At 73.6% G+C, this 17,757-nt stretch carries 11 protein-coding genes; 2 read left to right on the top strand and 9 right to left on the bottom strand.

The window, feature by feature from the left end; translation table 11 throughout:
- Nucleotides 1–2,542: 2,542 nt before the first annotated feature.
- From ACWEMJ_RS03825 to ACWEMJ_RS03800, 6 genes are all read right to left on the bottom strand, one after another.
- Nucleotides 2,543–4,141 (bottom strand): CoA transferase, encoded by a 1,599-nt coding sequence (locus tag ACWEMJ_RS03825; protein ID WP_452135330.1) that lies wholly within the window; start codon nt 4,139–4,141, stop codon nt 2,543–2,545.
- A gap of 129 nt (nt 4,142–4,270) precedes the next feature.
- On the bottom strand, nt 4,271–5,089 hold the full coding sequence (locus ACWEMJ_RS03820; RefSeq protein WP_452135329.1) for a class I SAM-dependent methyltransferase: 819 nt from the start codon (nt 5,087–5,089) through the stop codon (nt 4,271–4,273).
- On the bottom strand, nt 5,089–6,585 hold the full coding sequence (locus tag ACWEMJ_RS03815; protein WP_452135328.1) for a protoporphyrinogen/coproporphyrinogen oxidase: 1,497 nt from the start codon (nt 6,583–6,585) through the stop codon (nt 5,089–5,091). Before ACWEMJ_RS03815 ends, ACWEMJ_RS03820 begins: the two co-directional genes overlap by 1 nt.
- Nucleotides 6,586–6,718: 133 nt before the next feature.
- Nucleotides 6,719–8,401, bottom strand: a complete 1,683-nt coding sequence (locus ACWEMJ_RS03810; protein WP_452135327.1) for a class I adenylate-forming enzyme family protein — start codon at nt 8,399–8,401, stop codon at nt 6,719–6,721.
- Nucleotides 8,398–9,435, bottom strand: coding sequence for a UbiA family prenyltransferase (locus tag ACWEMJ_RS03805; RefSeq protein WP_452135326.1), 1,038 nt, complete (start codon nt 9,433–9,435; stop codon nt 8,398–8,400). Before ACWEMJ_RS03805 ends, ACWEMJ_RS03810 begins: the two co-directional genes overlap by 4 nt.
- Before the next feature lie 231 nt (nt 9,436–9,666).
- Nucleotides 9,667–9,948 carry a hypothetical protein gene (locus tag ACWEMJ_RS03800; protein ID WP_452135325.1) on the bottom strand — a complete coding sequence of 94 codons (282 nt, stop codon included), beginning with the start codon at nt 9,946–9,948 and terminating at the stop codon, nt 9,667–9,669.
- 237 nt (nt 9,949–10,185) lie between these two features.
- On the opposite strand from ACWEMJ_RS03800, the gene ACWEMJ_RS03795 reads away from it, so the two are divergent.
- Entirely contained in the window at nt 10,186–10,749 is a 564-nt protein-coding gene (locus ACWEMJ_RS03795; RefSeq protein WP_452135324.1) for an NUDIX domain-containing protein, read from the top strand.
- Between the two features lie 314 nt (nt 10,750–11,063).
- Here ACWEMJ_RS03795 and ACWEMJ_RS03790 read toward each other — a convergent pair whose 3' ends face one another.
- Complete coding sequence (locus tag ACWEMJ_RS03790; protein WP_452135323.1) at nt 11,064–12,728, bottom strand: phytoene desaturase family protein; 1,665 nt, start codon at nt 12,726–12,728, stop codon at nt 11,064–11,066.
- Nucleotides 12,729–12,936: 208 nt separating this feature from the next.
- On the opposite strand from ACWEMJ_RS03790, the gene ACWEMJ_RS03785 reads away from it, so the two are divergent.
- Nucleotides 12,937–14,976, top strand: a complete 2,040-nt coding sequence (locus tag ACWEMJ_RS03785) for an acetoacetate--CoA ligase (protein WP_452135322.1) — start codon at nt 12,937–12,939, stop codon at nt 14,974–14,976.
- A gap of 78 nt (nt 14,977–15,054) precedes the next feature.
- Here ACWEMJ_RS03785 and ptsP read toward each other — a convergent pair whose 3' ends face one another.
- Together ptsP and ACWEMJ_RS03775 are read right to left on the bottom strand one after the other, a co-directional pair.
- Nucleotides 15,055–16,725, bottom strand: coding sequence for a phosphoenolpyruvate--protein phosphotransferase (ptsP, locus tag ACWEMJ_RS03780; RefSeq protein WP_452135321.1), 1,671 nt, complete (start codon nt 16,723–16,725; stop codon nt 15,055–15,057).
- Between the two features lie 29 nt (nt 16,726–16,754).
- Nucleotides 16,755–17,204 (bottom strand): PTS sugar transporter subunit IIA, encoded by a 450-nt coding sequence (locus ACWEMJ_RS03775; protein ID WP_452135320.1) that lies wholly within the window; start codon nt 17,202–17,204, stop codon nt 16,755–16,757.
- Nucleotides 17,205–17,757: the final 553 nt, after the last annotated feature.

Genomic DNA, 17,757 nt, shown 5'->3' with positions numbered 1-17,757 from the left:
TCCCGACTCGCCGCCCGAGCCCGGCCCGCGGTCCGCCGCCGATCACCGGCTGCCCTGGCGTCGTGCCACCCGCAGCCCCCACCCGCCCAGCCAACGGAAGCCCGTGCCCCTGTCGCGCCCAGCCGCTCCGGCCGCACGCCACCGTCCCGGTGACACCGCTCCGCCGCACAGGTCGAACGCGCACCCAGGCCCGCGCACCCGACACGCCCCCACCGCTGCCCGCCCGCCGCAGCCGCCCGCCCACGGCATACCACCCGTCGCCGAGCCCAGCCGCTGTCAGCAGGAGCCCCCACGCCGGCATGCGAAGCCCGCGTCCCTGCCGTGCCAGGTCGATCACCTCCACGCGGGTCCGCCCCGACAGGAGAAACGCCGTTACTCAGCGCCCGCCGCCCGTTCGCCGTCGACGCGGTCGCACCGCCGTGCACCGCGTTCCCGTCCCCGGCCGTCCACCTACGCCCCGCCTCCCGCCGTCGGATCACGCCGCCAGCAGCGTCACCCGCGGCCCGCGCCCCTGCCCGACCATCCCCACATGGGTCCACCCCGACCGGAGGAACGCCACCTCTCGACGCAGCCCCGCGCGGACACCGACCTGCCCCACCGACCGGCCGCCTACCCGAACATGCAGACCCCGCCCCAATGCGGCCTCGCCCACCCGCCGCCGAAGCGGACACTGCTCCCGTCCGCCCACGGCACACCTCCTGCCGCCGAGCCGAGCCACTGCCAGCAGCACTACCGGCACTGGCACACCAGGCCCGTTCCCCTCCTGCGCCTGGTCGGTCACCAATACGCAGGCCCATCGGAACGCCACCTCTCGGCGCAGCCCCGCGCGGACAGCGACCCGCCCCACCGACCGGCCGCCTACCCGAACACGCAGACCCCGCCCCAATGCGGCCTCGCCCGCCCGCCGCCGAAGCGGGCACTGCTCCCGTCCGCCCACGGCACACCTCCTGCCGCCGAGCCGAGCCACTGCCAGCAGCACCCGCACGGGCACACGACAGCCGTGCCCCCGCCGGGCTGGGCCGACCACTTCTACACAGGCCCGCCCCGATCGGCGAAACACCCGTCGGCACCTGATCGCCCCCGCGCCGACCCACCCCACCGGTCCGTCGCCCGTTCGCCCTGAACGCAGGCGCAGCACCGCGAACCGCGCCCCCCGCCCCAGTTGCCCGTCCCCGGCACACCCGCCGCTTCCGTGTCCCGCTACCTGCCCACGCACCGGAAGGCCATGGCCCCGCTGCGCCTGGCTGCCCACCTCTACGCGGGTCCGCCCCGACGGGAGGAACGCCACCTCTCGGCGCCAGCCCGTGACTACCCCTGTACGGACACCGACCCACCCCACCGACCCGCCGCCTGCCCGAACTCCGAGACCCCGCCCCAACGCGGCCTCGCCCGCCCGCCGCCGAGCCGGACACAGCGGCCGTCCGCCCACCGCACACCTCCCACCGCCGAACCCCGCTGCTAGCAACGCCACCCGCCGCGGCATTCGACGTCCGTGCCCCTCCTACGCCTGGTCGACCACCTCTACACGGGTCCGCCCCGACGGGAGTAACGCCACCTCTCGGCGCAGCACCGTGAGCCCCCCTGTACGGACACCGACCTGCCCCACCGACCCGCAGCCCTCCCGAACAGGCAGCCCCCACCCCAACACGGCCTCGCCCACCCGTTGCCGAAGCGGACACCGCTCCCGTCCGCCCACCGCATGCCTCCCGCCGCCGAACCATGCCGCTGTCAGCAGGCCCGCCCGCACTGGCACACGAAGCCCGTGCCCCTCCTGCGCCTGGTCGGCCACCTCTCGGCGCAGCACCGTGAGCACCCCTGTACGGACATCGACCCACCCCACCGACCCGCCGCCTACCCGAACTCCGAGACCCCGCCCCAACGCGGCCCCGCCCACCCGCCGCCGAGCCGGACACAGCGGCCGTCCGCCCACCGCACACCTCCCGCCGCCGAACCCTGCTGCTGGCAACGCCACCCGCCGCGGCATTCGACGTCCGTGCCCCCGCTGCGCCTGGCCGCCCATCGATACGCGGGCCCATCCCAACGGGAGGAACGCCACCTCCCAACGCAGCCCGGTGAGCGCCCCCGCGCAGGCACCGACCTGCCCCACCGACCCCCCGCCCGCCCGAGTCGGCAGACCCCACCCCAACGCGGCCTCGCCCACCCACCGCCGTCCGCCCACGGCACACCCGTCGCCCCGCCAGGTGGTCACCACCCCCCACCCCAGGCAGCGCCCCTGGCACCCCGCCACCCCCACCCGGACGCCGTCCCACCCCAAACCCCCACCGCGCCCAAAACCCCCAGCACCCCGCACCAGAGCACCCGGCCCCCCTACGAGCACAACGAGCCGCCCAAGCAGTCCCCATCCACAGGCCCCCGCCCCGCTCCTCCGTCGCCCCCTCCGCCGGAGGCCCGCACCGGCAGACCCCCCGCCCGTACGCACAACGCCGCCGCCCCCGCCCAACCAAGCCCCGGCGTCGGGGTGTCCACCGGGCCGCGCGTCCGCACAGCGGTCGTGGGCGCCGCTCGCGCCACCGCCACCCGCTCACGCCCGGAACTCCCACGGCGCACGGACCACCACACACCCCGAACCGTCCAGCGCCGAACCGTCCAGCGCCGAACCGAACCGCGCGTCGCCCGCCAGCGCCGACAGGTCCGTGCACACCTCGACCCCATCAACAGAACCGTCCGGCGCACTTGGCGCCCCGCACAGCAGCCGCGCCGCCGACAGCAGGGACGACTCCACCCGCTGCGCCCGCCCCGTCCGGGCCCTCGCGGCCAGGCCGGCGACGGTCGCCGTCGCGCAGACCAGGCCACCCAGCACGTCGCACACCGTCAGTAGCGTCGGTTGCGGCGGCAGTCCGGGCGGGGCCAGCACCCCGGCCAGGCCCGAGCGCGCCTGCACCGGATAGTCGGTGTTCACTCCGGGCGCGCCCCCGGACGCCTGCGCGTACACCAGCCCGGGCCGGACAGCGGTCAGCGTCTCCGCGTCCAGACCGAGCCCGGCCACCTTCTCCGGCGCAAGCGAGTGCAGCAGTACATCCGCTCCCCGCACCAACTCCCGTACAGCGGCCCGCCCTTCACCCGACCGAAGATCCGCTTGAAGCACCTCCTTGCCACGGTTGAGCGCAGCGAACCGCGCCGACACCGGCTCCCCGTCGATCGCGGTCATCGGCGGCACGCCCCGCAACGGATCCCCGCCGAGCGGCTCGACCCGCACCACCCGCGCACCCAACAGGCTCAACACCCGCCCCGCCATGGGCCCTTGAACGCGACGCGCCACCTCCACGACCGTGACACCACCCAACGGGCCACGCCCGCCCGCCGCCACCCCCTCCCGTAGCGCCCGCAGCCCCCGAAGCTCCCGCAGCTGCCGCAGTTCCCACGGCACCCCGCCCACCACCGCCGGCCGAGCCTCCACCGCCGTCGCACCCACACCGCACCGCTCCGCCAGCGCAGCCAGCCCGCCAAAGCTCAACTGACCGGCCGCCACGAAGAGTTCACCTGGCAGCGGACATGTCGCCGTCCCGTACCGCGCCTGGAACGGAAGCCAGGAGCGGCCCACCACCCGCCGCTCGACGCCGAGTTCGGTCCAGAACCTCAACCAGCCGTCAGGCGCCAACGCCTCCAACTCGAACCAGACCCCGTCCGCCGACCGGAACGGCGGACCGCCCACCCCCACCGGCTCCGCACACGGTTCCTCCGCCGTCGCCGCAGCCAGGTACTGCGACAGCCCGAGCAGTGCGGCCTGCGCCACCGAGACCTCCACCTCCCGGTACGGCGCGCCCAACTCCCGTGCCCGCAAAGCCGCAAGAGCACCACCGGCCGCCAGAACCCCGGCCGCGACCGACGCGAAGTCCACACCCAGCAGCCGCGGACCGCCGTACCTGCGCCCGTGGACGTGCATCACCCCGCAGGCCGCCTGCACGCCCGCCTCGCTCCGCAACGGAAGCGCCACCGGCCCCGCCCAGGTCAACCGGCAGAGCAGACCCCCGCCGACCTCCAGCACGCCGCCGGCCGTCTCCGCCACCTCGACTCCAGCGGCCCGCAGCAGATCACTCGCAACGCGAGAAGCGACCCGTGGCGAACCCTGAGTCGCCGAAGCCTCCACCCTTGTGTCGCCGAGCAGTTGATCGATCGCCATCCCACTATCTCCCAGACCCGTCATGGGCCAGGACAGCCGCACCCACCCGCCCCGCCCCACCGAGAGGCCACTACGGTCACACCCGACCCGACCGAACCGTCCACCGCCGAGCGGCGGGGACGGGCACCCTCACGGCTTGCGACCGTGCACCGCGTACACCACGTTCGAGCAGGCCCGGAACACCGGATCGGTGAACATGGCCCGCAGCTCGGCGAGTTCGTCGTCCGTCAAGCCCTCGCGCAGCAGCGCGTCACGCAGGTGCCAGGTGTTGTGCACCTGCATCTCCAGCTGCGGCGTACCGGGTGCGAGCGTGTCGAGATACGGCGACGCCTCGACTCCCACGAACCCGGCCCGCACCAGCGCGGCGGCACACTTCCGCCCCCAGCCCTGGTCCGAGCCGCGCGCCCGGAAGGCCCGCAACTTGGCCTGCTGGTAACGCTCGTAGAGATCACGGGCGCGCTCGTCGGGGACGGTCAGCACCGGCGCGTACTCGGCATCGAACTCCAGCAGGTGCAGCACGCCACCCGGCCGCAACGCCGCGAACAGGCGCACCAACACGGCGTCCCGCTGCGGCAGATGGGACAGCACCAGCCGCACGTGCACCAGGTCGAACGCGTCCTCGGGCAACGCGTCCCGCACCACGTCGTGCCGCCGCACCGCCAACCCGGGACGCTCCGCCATCGGCAGCGGCACCAGGTCCGTGGCCAACACCGCACCCTCCGGCCCCACTTGGTCCGCCAACCAGACCGCGATGCTCCCCGCGCCGGCCCCGACGTCAAGACAGCTGCTCCCGGGACGCACCCCGACCCGACTCAGCTCACCGATGCTGATCCGGTCCAACCACCCTGCCAGGCACCGGTGTTGACCACCCGCATGCACGCTGGCGTTGTCGAACAGATACGAGCCCCGCCCGCCCCCACCCGCCAACTCCCGTACCACGCCGCCCATCAGACCGCCCCGGCCGCGCCACCGGCCCGCTCACCCGAAGCCCCCGACCCCGAGCCACCCGCCACCGGACAGCCACCCCCCGAACCGCTCTCCGAGCCGCCCGCCAGCGAGCCACCCACCCCTGCAGCACGAGGCCCCGGCACCGCCACCGCCCCGGTCCGCTCCGCACCGAACGCGAGCACCCGCTCAGCCGCCAACCTGCCCGAACGAACCGCCCCTTCACTGCTCGGCCGCAGCATCACCCAGTCCCCGGCGTACTCCACGGCCCGCGCCGGCCGCGCCAGGAACGCGGCACGCTCCCGCACCGCCGCCGGCGAACCCTGCGGCAGCCCGAGCCGGAACCGGTGCACCAACGTGCGGACGGTCGCCTCCCGCAGCCCCGGCAGGAAGCGCTCGGCCTCCGTGCAGACCGTCTCCACCACCCGCTCGTCGGACTCGTCCATCAGCTCGGGGGAGATCCACGGCGACGCGAACACACTCGCCAGCCCCCGCCCCTCAGGAGCACGGCCCTGCGCCTTCAAGTGGTCGAGGATCAGCCCGGTGCACACCCGGCTCTCGCTCTCCGGCACCGACACCGCGTAACTGGGGGAGCGGGTCGGACTCGGCAGCGGACGGTCCAGCAGGCACGCGACCTTGAGCATCGGCGTGTACGTACTCGCCGCCAGGTACGGCCGCGCGTCCTCCGCCACCCCGTCGTGCAGCTCCAACGCCAGCGGCGCCGGCACCGCCAGCACCACCTGCCGGGCGAGCACCTCCGCACCGTCGGCGAACCGCAGCAGCACACCGGCGCCGCCGGGCCGCTCCTCGACGGCCGCCACCGGCGAGCCCAGCTCCACCCGCAGGCGCTCCGCGAGCCGTCGGGCCAGGGTGTCCATGCCGTCCCGGTAGGTCATCCAGCGCGCACCGGCCCCGCCGACCGACATCAGCGTCGCCACCATCGGCGCGACCGCCGAACTCTCCGGCCGCCAGCCGAAACAGTGACTGGAAAGCGGTTGCAGCATCGCCGCCAGCAGCTCCTGCCGCCCGGCCGAACCCGAGCAGAACTCGCTGAGCGTCCGGTCGCGGCTGGGCGCGGTCTCCGGCCGGTCCGGGTCGAAGCCGCGCCAGGACGTGGACAGCTCCACCGCGAACCGCAGCCACGCCGCCCGGCCCCGCCAGGACAGCCCGGCACCCGTCAACAGCCCCTTCGGGTGGCCCAGATGGGCGTGCGCCCGGCCGCCCCGCCACAGCGCGAAGCCCGGCTCGATCACCGGCACCTCCGCCTCCGGGATGCCGACCGCGCGAATCAACTCCCAGGTCGCCTCGTACCCGGCGCCCGCGATGGTCTCCGCGCCCTCGTCGAGCAGCCAGCCGTCAACCCTGGTGGACGCCATCCGTCCGCCCACCCGGTCCGCGCCCTCGAAGACCCGCACCTCGCGTCCGGCGGCAGCCAGCCGGTGTGCCGCGGACAACCCCGCGATCCCCGCACCCACCACCGCTACATCGAGCTCGTCCACGCCCAACTCCTCACTCCGCCGACAGTCGCCCGCGGTCCGCCGTGCGCCATCCGTCCCGCCACTCCGCCCGCCACCCCCTGCGGGGCCCGCGCCACCGGCCCGGGCCCCTACCGGGTGCCGACCCGAGGCCGGCTCAGGTCCACCGCCCCGTACCGATCGGCGAACTCCCCGCCAACACCTGCTCGCGCAGCTCGTGCCGCCGCACCTTCCCGGTGGCCGTCCGCGGCACCGCGTCCCAGGGGACGAGCAACGGCTCGGCCAGCGGCGGCAGATCCCGCACCGCGTCCTGCCAGCGCTGCGGGTCGAGCTCGCCGGCCGCGGTGACCAGCACCGGCTGCGGGCAGCCGTCCGCCACCGAGAGCAGCACGGCCTCCTCGACGTCCGGGAGGCGCTCGTGCAGCACGTCCTCGATCTCGACGCAGCTCAGCCCGGGAACCATGTCCACCTCCCGGTCCAGCACGAACACCCGCCCGTCCCGGGTGTGCACCCCGAGGTCACCGGTGTTGAACCACGGGCCGTCGACCTTCTGCGCCCACCGTTCCGGCTCGCCGAGATAGCCGAGGCAGAGCGCCCCGGTACGGGCGTACAGCATCCCCGTCTCACCCCGCCGGACCGACCGCCCGGGCTGCTCCGGATCCGCCACCTTCACCCGCACCCACCCGGGCACCGGTCGCCCCAGATCACGTGTGGTCGGATGCCGACCAACGGGTGCGGAAAGCGTTTTCCGAGTCAGGAACCGGAAACTCAACGGGCCGGTCTCGCTCTGCCCCCACCCCTGCATCCACAACGGCCGCCGCCGCCGACTCGCGTTCAGGAAGGCCCGCACCGTCGGCGGATGCATCGCGTCGAAGGTCGAGATGAACAGCCGCACGTCCCGGAACGGATTCCCCGCCGTCGCAGCCGCGTCCCCCGTCCCGTCGCCGACCGCCAACTGCTGCCACCGCACGTAGTGGGACGGCATCGCCTCCAGTACCGTCGGAGGGTGGCTGCGCAGCAGCGCGGCGGCCGTCGACAGGTCGGAGTCCGGCAGCAGGGCGACGGTCCGCGGCGCGCGCCAGAACGCACTGACCGTCCAGGTCAGGGCACGCCCGTGCGCGAAGGAGATGGCACTGGCCACCGTGTCGTCACTCCGCACCGACAGCACCGGCCACGGCCGCGCCTCGAACGCGGACAGCCGCCGGATCAACGTCCGGGTGGAGTGCACCACCAGCTTGGGCACCCCGGTGGTCCCCGAGGTGTGAATGATCGCCAGCGGCTCGTCGTCCCCGCGCGAGTGCACCGGCGGAACCGCCCCGCCCCGCAGGTCGTCCGGCGTCGACGCACCCTCCGCCGGCCCGTCCAGGCACACCGTCCGGACAGCCAGCCGGTCCAGGTCGTGCCCGGCCGCCCGGGCACCCGCCAGGACGTCCCGCTGGGTGACCAGCACGTCCGGACGCAACCGGTTCAGCAGCGCCGCCAACCCGTCCGGCGCGACCCGGTCGGAGAGCAGCGCCGGCACCGCCCCGAGCCGCGCCGCCGCACACGCCAGCAGCACGTAGTCCCAGTGGTTGCGCTTGACGATCGCCACCGACGACCCCGGACGCGCCCCCGCCGCCGCCAGCCAGGCCGCGGTCTCGCGCACCAACTCGGCCAGCGCGGCGGTGTCCCAGGCTGTGCCGCCGTCCGGCGCCAGATCCAGCGGCCGCCCCAACTGGACTTCCACGGAGGGGCGTTGTTCGGCCAGCGTGTCGAAGAGCGGGCCCAGGTCCAGCGGCAGCCGCCGCGCCAGGGACGCGAACGAGCCGCCGCGCCGGGTGGTCCGGCCCGGCCCCGTCACAGTCCGCCGCCGAACACCGCGACCGCCAGGTCCACGCCCACCAGCAGCGCACAGCACAGCCGGTGCAGGTGGATGCCGAGCCGGCGGGCCACCAGGATGTCGCCCCGGACGAAGCCCAGCACCCACTGCCGGCCCCGCAGCGCGATCACGGGCGCCATCACCAGTGGGAACCACCACGGCGCGATCCCGGCGACCGCCGAACCCACCAGCAGCGCCGCCTCCAGCGCCGAACACCCGGCCACGAAAGCGGAGTTGCCGCGCGGCGAGGCCAGTACGGCGACCGTCTTGCGGCCCACCGCCCGGTCACCCGGAATGTCATTGGTGTTGGAGTACACGCCGAACAGCAGCGGACCCAGGCCGAACACCAGCGCCTGCACCGCGACGAAGCCGTCGAAGCGGCCGGTCAGCAGCCCGTACAGCGGCAGCACGAACAGCCAGCCGAGAGCGGCCAGGAAGAACTCCTGGAAGCCGTTGTAGCTGATCCGCAGCCACCACGAGTACTGGAAGCCGCACACCGCCAGCGCGACCACCCCGGCCACCGCCCAGCCCGGCCGGGCCGGCGCCAGCGCGACCGCCGCCAGCCAGCACAGCACGCACGCCGCCACCGACGCCCAGCCGAACCTGATCGCCTGCGGCTCCGTCAACGTGCCTGTCACCAAAGGCTTTCGAGCCAATCGGCGGGCCGGCGCGTCCGGACCGTAGTTCACCGCGTCGCTGCCGTCCCGGTACCCGGTCACGTCGTCGAAGGTGCACATGGCCGCGCTCATCGCGACCTCGCCGCCGAGGAACAGCAGCAGCACCGCCACCGTGCCCCCGACACCCGCCCCGGCTCCCGCACCGGTCGCCAGCACCATCGCGGCCACCAGCGGAACGCTCAAGTAGTAGTCGTAGATGTCGAGTTTGGCCAACCTGGCGTACGCCCGCCAGGAAGCCGGGGCCGTTCCCCGGACAGTTGCCGCCCCCGAGCCGGCGGCAGCCGCCTCCGGGGCAGCGACCGCCACCTCCGGGGCGGCGGACACAGCGACATGCTCCACGGAAACGCAGTCCTCTCAATGACGGCCGCAACCCGGGTACACCACTGCGCCGGGGGGCCTCAGACAACGGGCCGACCGCGCTGACAGCGCGCCAATTCGCCGCGACGGGCGAGAAGTCGGCGCTGAACATGATGGCACAACACCACCGATTCGATGCATTTCTGTGATAAGCCGAAAAGCGGGTGGGCGACCATTCCGCCGCCCACCCGCACGCATTTCCGACCCGCAGGTTCAGGCCGAGAAGCTCCCCGCACCACCCGGCACGTGCGTCCCGTAACCGGGCTGCACCGCCACCGACGGGCCGATGCAGAACGGGTTGCCGTACACCTGCACCGGACGGTCGGTCTGGTTGTTCAACACGTGGGCGACCGTGGGGAGTTGCTGGCAACCGGACGGGTCGCGGTAGACGTCCAGCGGCAGCAGCTCGCTGGAGAACACCACCACCTCACCGCTCGCCGCCCGCGTCGCCGCGGGCGCTGGGGCGGCCATGCCGAGCACCGAGGCTGCGGCCACCAGGGAAACCAGAATTGATCGCACAATCATCCTTAAGCAATTCGGCGCCGGCGTCTTTCGCGGGCGTGCCCCATCGCTATCGCGCCCCTGCGTCCGAATTCCAACCGCGTGCTCCGCATTCACCCGCCCGGCGGAACCGCGACGCCCCCGGCCGCTCCACCCGCACCACCGCACGCCCCCGGCTCCCGCTTCCCTTTTCCCGCCCGGCCGCTCACCCGATCGAACTACCATCCCTCCATGACGACCCAGCCGTCCGCCCGTCCCGCCCTCTTCGGCCCCAACTCGCACTGCCACTGGTGCGGAACGCCCTACCCGGCCGGCACCGCGACCTGGCCCCGCACCTGCCCCGGCTGCCACGAGACCAGCTACCGCAACCCCCTCCCGGTCACCGTCGCCCTCCTCCCGGTCCACCACCCCGACGGGGACACCCGGCTCACCGTCATCCGCCGCACCATCGAACCCGGCTTCGGCCAACTCGCCCTGCCCGGCGGCTACATCGACTACGGCGAGAGCTGGCAGCAGGCCGCCGTCCGCGAACTCCGCGAGGAGACCGGCATCCTCGCCGACCCCGCCGACGCTCGCCTGGTCTCCACCGACTCGGACACCCTCGGCGGCTTCCTCTGCCTCTTCGCCCTCCTCCCCGCCCGCAACCTCGCCGACCTCCCCCCGTCCACCCCCACCGACGAAACCGACGGCTGGCAACTCGCCACCGCCGACACCCCGCTCGCCTTCCCCTTCCACACCCGGGTGGCCCGCTCCTGGTTCAACGGCGACTTCACCCACCTGCCAGCCACGCGATAGCCGGGGGGAGCAGCCCCGGCGGCGGAGCGGGAAAGCGCTTACCGTCCGCCGTTCGGGCATCGCGGAACCCAACGGGAAAGCGCTTTCCCAGGCACCGCTTCGAAAACGACCGTCAATGATCGGCTCTGCTCGGCGCGCGATCTCGAATTGACATGCGCCTACCGCGCCCTCGCGCCGCACCGTCTCGACCTCAACGGGTAAGCGCCTTCCGTCCATCGCGACACAATCCGACACACCCCGCCACCCCCAACGGGTAAGCGCTTTCCGCCCTCCCCCCGCCACGTCCCCCCCCGCCAGCCCCGTCACCCCCGCCGCTACCGCCCCAGCACCGCCATCGCCGCGTTGTGCCCGGGAATCCCGCTGACCCCGCCACCCCGCACCGCCCCGGCCCCGCACACCAGCACGCGCGCGTCCGCAGTCTCCACGCCCCACCGCCCGGCCCCCACCCCCGGGATCTCGGCACCGTCCCCGCCGCCGTCCCGGAACGGGAACGCCAGCTCCCGGTGGAAGATGTTGCCGCCCGGCAGCCGGAGGTCGGCCTCCAGGTCCAGCGGGCTCCGTACCTCCAGGCAGGGCCGACCCTCCCCGTCCACCGCGAGGCAGTCCGCGAGCGGCTCCGCCAGCACCCCGTCGAGCGCCGCCATCACACCCGCCAACGCCGCCTGCCGCATCCCGCCCGCATCCCCGGGGCCGCTGAACAGCCGCGCCGGCAGCTGCAGTCCGAACAGCGTGAGCGTGTGCCAACCGGCGGGCACCTCCGGTCCCAGGATCGAACGGTCCGCCAGCGAGTGGCAGTAGATCTCGGACGGCGCGGGGGAGGGGAGCCGCCCCGCCGAGGCCGTCCGGTAAGCGCTTTCCAACTCCCGGTACGACTCCGCCACATGAAACGTCCCCCCGAACGCGTCCCGCACATCCACCGCCCCGTCCCGCAGCCCGGGCAGCCGACGCAGCAGCATGTTGACCTTCAACTGCGCCCCTTCCGGCACGCCGGCCCCCGCCCCACCCCCGGCCCCCACCACCGAAACGCCGCCCGCCCCCGCCCCGGACACGCCACCCGCCCCGGACAGGCCCCCCGCCCCCACCAGCCGCGCCAGCTCCACCGGCGCAGCGTTGCACAGCACCCACCGCGCCCCGACCCGGCGCTCCACCCCGTCCGCGTCCAGGTACCCGACCTCGGCCGGCCGCCCCTTCACGCCCGGGTCCACCGCGACCACCTCGCACCCCGTCCGGAACTCCGCACCGCCCGCCCGGGCCGCCTCCGCCAGCGCACCCGTCACCGCGCCCATGCCGCCCATCGGCACGTCCCAGTCCCCGGTCCCGCCGCCGATGACGTGGTAGAGGAAGCACCGGTTCTGGCGCAGCGAGGGATCGTGCGCATGCGTGAACGTCCCGATCAGGGCGTCCGTCAGCACCACACCCCGCACCAGGTCGTCGGCGAACCGCCGCTCCAACGCCTCGCCCAACGGCCGCTCGAACAACTCCGCCCAGGCCGTCGGATCGTCGACCGCCGCCCGCAGTTCCGCCCGCGACGGCAGCGGCTCCGTCAAGGTCGGGAACACCCGCCGCGCCACCCGCCCGGTCATCCCGTAGAACTCCCGCCACGAAGCGAACTCGACGTCCCCGCCCGTCAGTTCGCGGAAGGACTCGGCCGTCCGCCGCTCGTCCGAGGCATCCACCAGCAGCCCGCCGACCCGCCCGTCCCGCTCCCACGGGGTGTAGGAGGAGATCCGTCGACGCCGCAGCTCCACCCGCACGCCCAGGTCGGCGAGGATCCGCCGCGGCAACAGGCTCACCAGGTACGAGTACCGCGACAGCCGCGCGTCCACCCCGGGGAACGCCCGTTCCGAGACCGCGGCCCCGCCCAGGTGTCCGAGCCGTTCCAGCACCAGCACCCGCAACCCGGCCCGCCCCAAATACCCGGCCGCCACCAGCCCGTTGTGCCCGCCACCCACGATCACCACGTCATAAGCCACCGTCATCCCGCCGTCCTACCACCCCCCACCGCAGCCCACCACCCACCGTGCAGTCACCGTCCCAGCGCCCACCCCCCACCGCGGCGCCCCACCCGCTCCACCACCAGGACGAACCCTGGACCCCCGGCCGATCACATGGCATGGTCTGCACCGTCAGCACCCACGGACGGCCTGCCACAAGCCCATCCGTCCCCACCGGCCTGGAGACCACCACGTGAGCACCCCTCCGACCCCCCAGGACCAGCAGCACCCCGAGCCCCTCTGGCGCCCGGACCCGGCCCGCGCCGCCGCCAGCCGGCTGGTCGACTTCCAGCGCTGGGCCGCCGAGCACCACGGAGCCCCGGCCGCCCCGCTCGCACCGGTCACCACCGACACCGAGGCCGCGACCCGCTACGCGGACCTCCACCGCTGGTCCACCGAGGACCTCCCGCGCTTCTGGACCGCCGTCACCGAGTACTTCGACGTGCGCTTCCAGACCCCGCCCACCGCCGTCCTCGCTGAGCCGGCCACCATGCCGGGCGCGAGCTGGTTCCCGGGCGCCACCCTCAACTACGCCGAGCACGCCCTGCGCGCCGCCGAGGACCCGGCCAACGCCGACCGCCCGGCCGTCCTGCACCTCGACGAGCGCAGCGCCGAGCCCGTCGCCATCACCTGGTCCGAACTGCGCCGCCAGGTCGGCTCGTTGGCCGCCGCACTGCGCGCCAACGGCGTCCGCCCGGGCGACCGGGTAAGCGCTTACCTGCCGAACCTCCCGCAGGCCGCCGTCGCCCTGCTCGCCACCGCCGCCGTCGGCGCGACCTGGACCAGCTGCGCCCCGGACTTCGGCGCCCGCAGCGTCCTCGACCGCTTCCAGCAGATCGAGCCGACCGTCCTGTTCGCCGTCGACGGCTACCACTACGGCGGCAAGAACCACGACCGCACCGAGGTGGTCGCCGAGCTCCGCCGCGAACTCCCCACCCTCCGCGCGGTCGTCCACGTCCCGCTGCTCGACACCCCCGCCCCCGAGGGCGCCCTCCACTACGACGACCTCACGGCCGCCGACACCGAGCCGGTCTTCGAACCCGTCCCGTTCGACCACCCGCTCTGGGTGCTCTACTCCTCCGGCACCACCGGCCTCCCCAAGGCCATCGTGCAGAGCCAGGGCGGCATCCTGGTCGAACACCTCAAGCAGGCCGCCCTCCACCTCGACCTCGGCCCGGACGACCGCTTCCTCTGGTACACGTCCACCGGCTGGATGATGTGGAACTTCCTGCTCGCCGGCCTGCTCACCGGAACCACGATCGTCACCTACGACGGCAGCCCGGGCCACCCCGACACCGGCGCCCTCTGGTCCGTCGCCGCCCGCACCCGCACCACCGTCCTCGGCACCTCCGCCGCGTACGTGATCGCCAGCCGCAAGGCCGAACTCCACCCCGGACGCGACCTCGACCTGTCCGCCGTCCGCTGCATCGGCACCACCGGCTCCCCGCTCCCGCCCGACGGCTTCCAGTGGATCTACGACGAGGTCAAGCCGGACGTCTGGCTCGCCTCCGTGAGCGGCGGCACCGACGTCTGCTCGTGCTTCGTCGGCGGCGTCCCCACCCTCCCGGTCCACCTCGGCGAGATCCAGGCCCCCTGTCTCGGCGCCGCCGTCGAAGCCTGGGACCCCAGCGGCCACCCGCTCACCGACGCGGTCGGCGAACTCGTCGTCACCAAGCCGCTGCCGTCCATGCCGACCCGCTTCTGGAACGACCCCGACGGCGTCCGCTACCACGACAGCTACTTCGACACCTACCCCGGCATCTGGCGCCACGGCGACTGGATCACCGCCACCGGCCGCGGCACCGTCGTCATCCACGGCCGCTCCGACTCCACCCTGAACCGCCAGGGCGTCCGGATGGGCTCCGCCGACATCTACGAGGTCGTCGAACGCCTCCCCGAGATCGCCGAATCCCTGGTCATCGGCCTCGAAGAACCCGACGGCGGCTACTGGATGCCGCTCTTCGTGGTGCTCGCCCCCGGCGCCGTCCTGAACGAGGACCTCACCGCCCGGATCCGCACCTCGCTGCGCACCGAACTCTCCCCGCGCCACGTCCCGGACGAGGTGATCACCGTCCGGGGCCTGCCGCACACCCTCACCGGCAAGCGCCTCGAAGTCCCCGTCAAGCGCCTGCTGTCCGGCACCCCGCTCACCAAGGCGGTCAACCCCGGCTCCGTCGACAACCTCGACCACCTGCGCTTCTTCGAGCAGCTCGCCACCACCCGCAAGCACTGACGCCCCAGCAGTGCCCCGAGGGGCCGCCGCCAACCCCCACGGTGGCAGCGACCCCTCGGGAGTCGAGAGTCCGGACGGCTACGCCACGGACAACACCTGCCGCGCCGCGGCCCGCGCCTCAGTCGCGGAGTCCGCCGCCCGCGCCGCCTCCGCCGCCTGCCGGCACTGCGCCAACGAGGCCTGCGCCAACGCCGACCGCACGTACGGGATCGCCGCCGCCCCCATCGACAGACTGGTCACCCCGAGCCCCGTCAGCACGCACGCCAGCAGCGGGTCCGACGCGGCCTCCCCGCACACCCCGCAACTCTTCCCCGCTGCCTTCGCCGCCCCCGCCGCCGACGCGATCAGGTCCAACAGCGCCGGCTGCCACGGATCCTGCAACCGCGCCAGCGACCCCACCTGCCGGTCTGCCGCGAACGCGTACTGCGCCAGGTCGTTCGTCCCCAGCGACAGGAACTCCACCTCCCGCAGCAACGCCCCCGCCCGCAGCGCGGCCGACGGAATCTCCACCATCACCCCGTACTTGGCGTCCAGCCCCGCCTCCCGGCAGGCCTCCGCGAACGCCCGCGCCTCGTCGCGGTCCGCCACCATCGGCGCCATCACCTCCAGGCGCACCGACAACCCCTCCGCCGCCCGCGCCAACGCCCGCAACTGCCCCCGCAGCACCTCCGGGTGCTCCAACAGCGTCCGCAGCCCCCGCACCCCCAACGCCGGATTCGGCTCGTCCCCGGGCGTCAGGAAGTCCAACGGCTTGTCCGCGCCCGCATCCAGCACCCGCACCACCACCCGGCCGTCCGGAAACGCCTCCAGCACCTTCCGGTACGCCTGGACCTGCTTCTCCTCGCTCGGCGCCTTCGCCGAATCGTCCAGGAACAGGAACTCCGTCCGGAACAGCCCGACGCCCTCCGCCCCGTTCTCCAACGCCGCCGGCACATCCGCCGGACCACCGACGTTCGCCAGCAGCGGCACCATGAACCCGTCCGACGTCTGCCCCGGCCCCGAGGACGCCGCCAGCGCCGCCTGCTGCTCCGCCGCCAGCCGACGCAGCTCCTCCCGCCGCTCCGCCGACGGCTCCACCAGCACCTCGCCGCTGGACCCGTCCACCGCGACCTCCACCCCCTCCGCCAACTCCGTCGCCCGCGGCAGCGCCACCACCGCCGGCACCCCCATCGCCCGCGCCAGAATCGCACTGTGCGAGGTCGGCCCGCCCTCCTCGGTCACGAACCCCAGCACCAGCGACGGATCCAGCAACGCGGTGTCCGCCGGCGCCAGGTCCCGCGCCAGCAGCACGTACGGCTCGTCACTGTCCGGCACCCCCGGCATCGGCACCCCCAACAGCCGCGCCACGATCCGGTTCCGCACGTCGTCCAGGTCCGCGACCCGTCCCGCCAGGTACTCGCCCGCCGCAGCCAGCAGGGCCCGGTACGCCGCGAACGCGTCGTACACCCCGCGCTCAGCGCTGTTGCCCTCCGAGATCCGCCGGTTCACGTCCGCCAGCAGCTCCGGATCCTGCGCCATCAGCGCCTGGGCCTCCAGCACCGCCTGCGCCTCACCGCCCGCCAGATTCCCGCGCGCGATCAGATCCGCCGCCACCGCCTCCACCGCGGCCTGCGCCCGAGCCTGCTCGCGCGGCACCTCGGCAGCCGAGACCTGGGCGGACGGCGGCTCCAGCACCGCCGTCCCCATGTGACGCACCGGCCCGACGGCGACCCCGTGACTCACGCCCACACCGCGCAGCGTCCGCTCCATGGTCCGAACCCCTTCGTCCGTCGTCGCCGTCAGTTCCAGACGAACAGCTCGCCGCCGGCCGTCACTTCCCCGGACTCCGTCAGCCCGCTCAGCTGCTCCGCCGACGCCTCCAGCGCCACGATCGGCGAGATCGGCGACTTCCCCGCCGCCTCCACCGCGGCCGGATTCCACTTGATCACCGGCTGCCCCCGCTTCACCCGGTCCCCCTTGTGCACCAGCAGCTCGAACCCCTCCCCATTGAGCTGCACGGTGTCGATCCCCAGATGCGTCAGCACGCCGTGCCCGTTCTCGTCCATCACCACGAACGCGTGCGGATGCATCGACACCACCTGCCCGTCCACCGGAGACACCGCCTCGATCGGCTCCCGCAACGGATCGATCGCCGTCCCCGGCCCCACCATCGCTCCTGCGAACACCGGGTCGGGCACATTGGCGAGCCCGACGGCACGTCCGGCGAGCGGCGACGTCACAGTGGTCATGGTGGAGCCTCCCAGGTACGGAGTACATCGCGTGCGGCCGCGGGGCAGCGGCTCGTTGATCGGCGCGACCCAAAATATGCCAACTCGGACATTTCGTCCCGTAATACCCACGGGTCGCCCGGGTGAAGATCGATCCCGCCGCCCACCCGACCGCACACGAACCGACCTTCTCGCACCCTCTCCTCCGAACCCGCCACCCTCAAGTGGTCTAGTCCTCTTGGCCGATGCGCCGCACTCTACGGCATCCGGGCGAACCCCCCACGGCCTCGCCCGCACGGGTGAGCCACTGCCGTCCGGGTGATCCGCTCCGACCTCGATTAGGCACTCGGCCGCCAACCCGCTATCGTTGCTCAGGTCGCCGCGCAACGGCGGTAAACAGAGCAAGTCGAGAACGTAAATCAGCGGTTAACGCCGCGAAAACGGTCTGATAAGCTCGAAACACGAACGAAGCGCCCGGAGGGCTGGTCGGAAGGCCGCTCGAAGGAAGTGTCCGTTCCTTGAGAACTCAACAGCGTGCCAAAAGTCAACGCCAGATATGTTGACATCCCCGGCC

The sequence above is a fragment of the Kitasatospora sp. NPDC004531 genome (assembly GCF_053602195.1).
This window is presented reverse-complemented; position numbering and strand designations above follow the sequence as displayed.

What these genes read in the sequence shown, in the direction of transcription:
- ACWEMJ_RS03825 (WP_452135330.1), bottom strand. Translation starts at nt 4,141, where the DNA reads ATGGCGATCGATCAACTGCTCGGCGACACAAGGGTGGAGGCTTCGGCG.
- ACWEMJ_RS03820 (WP_452135329.1), bottom strand. Translation starts at nt 5,089, where the DNA reads ATGGGCGGCGTGGTACGGGAGTTGGCGGGTGGGGGCGGGCGGGGCTCG.
- ACWEMJ_RS03795 (WP_452135324.1), top strand. Translation starts at nt 10,186, where the DNA reads ATGACGACCCAGCCGTCCGCCCGTCCCGCCCTCTTCGGCCCCAACTCG.
- ACWEMJ_RS03790 (WP_452135323.1), bottom strand. Translation starts at nt 12,728, where the DNA reads ATGACGGTGGCTTATGACGTGGTGATCGTGGGTGGCGGGCACAACGGG.
- ptsP (WP_452135321.1), bottom strand. Translation starts at nt 16,725, where the DNA reads ATGGAGCGGACGCTGCGCGGTGTGGGCGTGAGTCACGGGGTCGCCGTC.
- ACWEMJ_RS03775 (WP_452135320.1), bottom strand. Translation starts at nt 17,204, where the DNA reads ATGACCACTGTGACGTCGCCGCTCGCCGGACGTGCCGTCGGGCTCGCC.